The sequence below is a fragment of the Campylobacter sp. MIT 99-7217 genome (assembly GCF_006864365.1).
In the GTDB taxonomy this organism is placed as follows: Bacteria; Campylobacterota; Campylobacteria; order Campylobacterales; family Campylobacteraceae; genus Campylobacter_D.
This window is the reverse complement of sequence record NZ_QHLJ01000025.1, coordinates 1-1,065: the sequence shown is the minus strand read 5'-3', so window position 1 is coordinate 1,065 and position 1,065 is coordinate 1. Positions and strand designations below refer to the sequence as shown.

The following is a 1,065-nucleotide window of genomic DNA, read 5'->3' as shown; positions in this document are numbered from 1 at the left end:
TCACGCCTTATCCTCTACCTTTTTTATATTTTTCGCATTGATGATAACATTGCCTTTATTATCAAGCCCAAAACTTTCTGTTGGCAAAAGTGAAGCACTTTGATGAAAGCCTGTTTGGCTTACAAGAATATCATTAAACATTAAGCTAAGATTATAAGGAATTTTTAAATAATCCCTGTCAAACACATACCCACCTGGCAAAAGCGTTATTTGCTTAAAGCTTATAGGCTCGCTAAAACTCACTTCATAACGAAATTTTGTATTTTGAAGCAAACAAGCAGGATCGGTTCTATTAGTTGTTTGACTACTAAGAGCTAAAAAAGGATAGCAATATCCGCTATAATTTCCTCCCGTAACAAGATCACTACCACTCACGCTTACCTTTGCGATAACTTCTTTTCCGCCTATATCAAAACTGCATTGTTTGGCACTCGAAGCAAGATTTGCTAGCTTTTCTTTAGGATAAAGCATAGTGCCATCATCAAGTATAATGCGAAGATTTGCAAAGCCTTGATAATAGGCTGGATTATCTTGAGTAGTTTCAAAGATGATTTTATTAAACACACTTGTATCAATAGCACCTAAATCAATCTTTTTCCACGCTTTTTGTCTATCTTGATACTCAAGTATATACACATCAAAAGGCGTTTTTGACCTATCCACCCAAACAAAGCCACGATCAAGCCCTGCTAAATTTGCCTCAGTGGGTGCAGTGGTGCTGTAAAGTCCCTCGACACCTCTAAGGTGTGTGTTTAAATTGCTTGCTAAAGTGATAGCATAATTTACGCCCTCAATTAAATTCTCTTTATTTGGGCTTTGCAAACCTTGCAAATCCCCCGTTTTTGCCTCGATAAGCTCATTAACCTTAGCTTCATTTGTGCTTTGGCTGGCTTCATTTATCTTGCTTTCAAGCTCGCTAGCTTTAGCATTGATAAGAGCATGAGTTTTTTCTTCGCTCACAAAGTTTTTTAAGCTTTCTTTGTTTTCATTTATCTTGCTTTCAAGCTCAGTTTTTAAAGGCTCTAGTTTTTGATTAAGTTCAGCTTCATCAATGCCAGCTTTAAA

General features: G+C 36.6%; 1 protein-coding gene. It reads right to left on the bottom strand.

The features are described 5' to 3' along the window. A partial coding sequence (locus DMB92_RS09235; RefSeq protein WP_185900191.1) for a hypothetical protein occupies positions 1-1,065 on the bottom strand: 1,065 nt, incomplete at its 5' end.